3 protein-coding genes are annotated in these 3,253 nt (G+C 59.9%); all 3 read right to left on the bottom strand.

Annotated features, from left to right (window positions below; all coding sequences use genetic code 11):
• A partial coding sequence (gene aspS / locus ACIQ0Q_RS08550; protein ID WP_395772518.1) for an aspartate--tRNA ligase occupies positions 1-1,109 on the bottom strand: 1,109 nt, incomplete at its 3' end.
• A gap of 168 nt (positions 1,110-1,277) precedes the next feature.
• Entirely contained in the window at positions 1,278-1,517 is a 240-nt protein-coding gene (locus ACIQ0Q_RS08545) for an FmdB family zinc ribbon protein (protein ID WP_395772517.1), read from the bottom strand.
• 44 nt (positions 1,518-1,561) lie between these two features.
• Positions 1,562-3,253: ABC-F family ATP-binding cassette domain-containing protein (locus ACIQ0Q_RS08540; RefSeq protein WP_395772516.1), on the bottom strand; the 1,692-nt coding region annotated here is incomplete at its 5' end.

The following is a 3,253-nucleotide window of genomic DNA, read 5'->3' as shown; positions in this document are numbered from 1 at the left end:
AGGAATTTGGCAATTGGGGAGGCCATGCCCTCGCGGCCTTTGGCCAGATCTTCAATCTTCAACCAGGCCAGACCTTTGGCCCCGTATTTGGCGCAATAGGCGCCGAGATCATCGATCTGTTTGCGCGACAATGCCGCACCGCCAGGAACACGCAGGACTGCCACGCGGCCTTCGGCATGGTTGGCCCAATCGGTGAACACCTTGAATTCGGAGTTTTTGACCAGTTCGGCCACGTCCACCAATTCCAATGCGATACGCAGATCCGGCTTGTCGGAGCCGTATCGGCGCATGGCTTCGGCATAGGTCAAGCGCGGAAACGGATCGGCCAGTGCTACGCCCTGCACTTCCTTGAAGATGGCACGAATCATGCCTTCGACGAAATCCTGGATATCCTGCTCGGTGATGAACGCGAACTCCATGTCGAGCTGGGTGAATTCAGGCTGACGGTCGGCACGCAGATCTTCATCGCGGAAACAACGGGCAATCTGGTAATAACGGTCCATACCGGCCATCATCAGCAGCTGTTTGAACAGCTGCGGCGACTGCGGCAGCGCGAAGAACTCGCCCGGATGCACGCGACTCGGCACCAGATAGTCACGGGCGCCTTCCGGCGTGGCCTTGGTCAGGATCGGCGTTTCGATGTCCTGGAAACCGGCGGCATCCAGATAGCGGCGCAGGGCCTGCACCAGCGCGGTGCGCTTGCGCATGGTTTTTTGCATTTCCGGGCGACGCAGGTCGAGGTAGCGGTAACGCAAACGGATGTCTTCGCCGGGATTTTCATGGTTGTAGAATGGCAGACTGGCCGAAGCGTTCAGGATGTCGATGCGTTCGGCCAGCACCTCGATGCTGCCGGTGGCGAGTTTGCTGTTGACGCTGTGGCGCGCGCGGACGCTGCCGGTGACCCGCAGGCAGTATTCGTAACCGACCTTTTCGGCATCGGCGAAGGCCGGGTTATCCGGTTCAGCCACCACCTGAACGATGCCCTGATGATCGCGCAGATCGATGAAGCAGACGCCACCCAGGTTCCGGGACACATCGGCCCAGCCGCACAGGGTGACGGTTTGACCGATATGGGATTCGTTGATTTGACCGCAGTAATGGCTACGCATGGGGCTTGGGGCTCTTGGGCTGTCTTGAACCCGTTATTTTAAGGGACAGGCGGGCGCTGTGCGCGCTTTTCAGGTCTTTTTTAACGGCAGACAGCTATCCTCTTGGCGGCTAAACCCGTTCTGGGTTCCCAAGCGGCGCTCAATAAAAAACCGCGGCATCGACCGGGGTCATTCTGCTTTGGGCGCTGCGGCAGGCGCATCAGCCAGATTCTTCTTTTTATCACCGTCTTTTTTGAAGTCAGTTTCGTACCAACCGGAGCCGGCAAGGCGGAAGCTGGGAGCGGTGACCTGACGTGAAACCGTGGCTTTGCCACAGGACAGGCATTGCGTCGGATCGGGATCAGCGATTTTCTGCAAGCGCTCGAAACGGTGGCCGCAGTCGGAACAGGCGAAATCATAGAGAGGCATAAGGGCACCGGATATCGTGATGGTCCGCTGTAGTTCGGGGCAGTTCAGCGGTTTTCAAGCGTGGCATAGGCTTCCAGCCAACGGGCTTCGGTCTCGGCTCGCTCACTCTCAAGCTTCTGCTGCTGTTGTCCCAGTTGCAGCAGCACAGCGCCGCCATCGGACTGATACAGCTCGGGCCGGACCATCTCTTCCTGGATATGGATCAATTGCGAATCCAGTTCCGCCAGACGGGCTTCCAGCGTCTCGACCTGCTTCTGCAGCTTGCCGAGCTCGCCCGCAGACTTCGGCGAAACCTGTGGCTTGACCGCCTCTGCTTTGGCCTCGCTGCGCACCTTGCTGGCGGCCTGATCGGCCTTGTTGCCGCGAGCCTTGAGCCAGATGGCATATTCATCAAGATCGCCGTTGAACGGATCGACGCGGCCGTCGGCTACGCGCCAGAAGGTCTCACTGACCAAACCGATCAAATGGCGATCATGCGATACCAGCACGATGGCACCTTCGAAATCACTGAGCGCTTCGGCCAAGGCTTCGCGCATGTCGATGTCAAGGTGATTGGTCGGTTCATCGAGCAGCAGCACGTTCGGCTGTTGGTAGGCGATCAGCGCCAACGCCAGCCGGGCACGCTCACCTCCGGAGAAACCGTCCACCGATTCAAAGGCACGGTCGCCGACGAAATACCACTGCCCCAGAAAGTTGCGCAGGACCTGTTCACCGGCCTCGGGGGCGATTTCCTTCAGGTGCCAGATCGGACTCTGGCCTTCGGTCAGGCTTTCCACGGTGTGCTGGGCAAAATACCCGATACGCAGATCGGGATGCGCCACGCGCTCGCCAGCCAGCAGCGACAGCTCACCGACCAGGGTCTTGACCAGCGTGGATTTACCGGCGCCGTTCGGTCCAAGCAATCCGACGCGATCGCCGGCCTCCAGGCCGAAGCCGACCTGATCGAGGATTTTGCTGCGGCCATAACCGCAATCGGCCTGATTCAGACGGATCAGGGAATGCGGCAGCTTGGCCGGTTGTCCGAACTGGATGTGCATGGCGCGCTCGGCACGCACGGCCTCGGTACCGGCCAGTTTGGCCAGACGCTTCATGCGAGACTGCGCCTGCTTGGCCTTGCTGGCCTTGGCCTTGAAGCGGTCAATGAACTTCTGCAGATGTTCGCGTTCGGCCTGCTCCTTCTCAAAGCTGATCTGCTGCAGGCGCAGATGTTCGGCACGCTGGCGCTCGAAACTGGTGTAATCGCCGCTATACAGCTTGGCCTTGCCCTCGTTGAGATGCAGGGTATGCGTACAGACGCCGTCGAGGAATTCGCGGTCATGTGAAATCAGCATGATGGTGCCCGGATAACGCAACAGCCACTGCTCGAGCCAGAGCACGGCATCGAGATCAAGATGGTTGGTCGGCTCGTCGAGCAACAGCAGATCCGAGGGCTTCATCAGCGCACGCGCCAGATTCAGGCGCACGCGCCAGCCACCAGAGAAGTCTGAAACCGGCCGTAGATGACTCTCGGCACCGAAGCCCAGACCATGCAGCAGCTTGCCGGCACGCGCCGGTGCATCGTAACCATTCAATTCATCGAGCTTCTGGTGCGCTTCCGCGACGGCATCATAATCTTCGGCATCCATGGCGGCAGCTTCGGCACGGATGACATCGAACACGTCCTGGTCGCCGCTGAGCACGAAATCCAGCGCCGAGTCCGGCAGGGAGGGGGTTTCCTGGGCAACGCTGGCAATACG

The organism is Arenimonas sp., assembly GCF_044348765.1.
In the GTDB taxonomy this organism is placed as follows: Bacteria; Pseudomonadota; Gammaproteobacteria; order Xanthomonadales; family Xanthomonadaceae; genus Arenimonas.
The sequence above is the reverse complement of the archived record's forward strand: the minus strand, read 5'-3'. Positions and strand labels throughout refer to the sequence as shown.

Coding starts and splice junctions, on each gene's coding strand:
- ACIQ0Q_RS08545 (WP_395772517.1), bottom strand. CDS start 1,517: ATGCCTCTCTATGATTTCGCCTGTTCCGACTGCGGCCACCGTTTCGAG.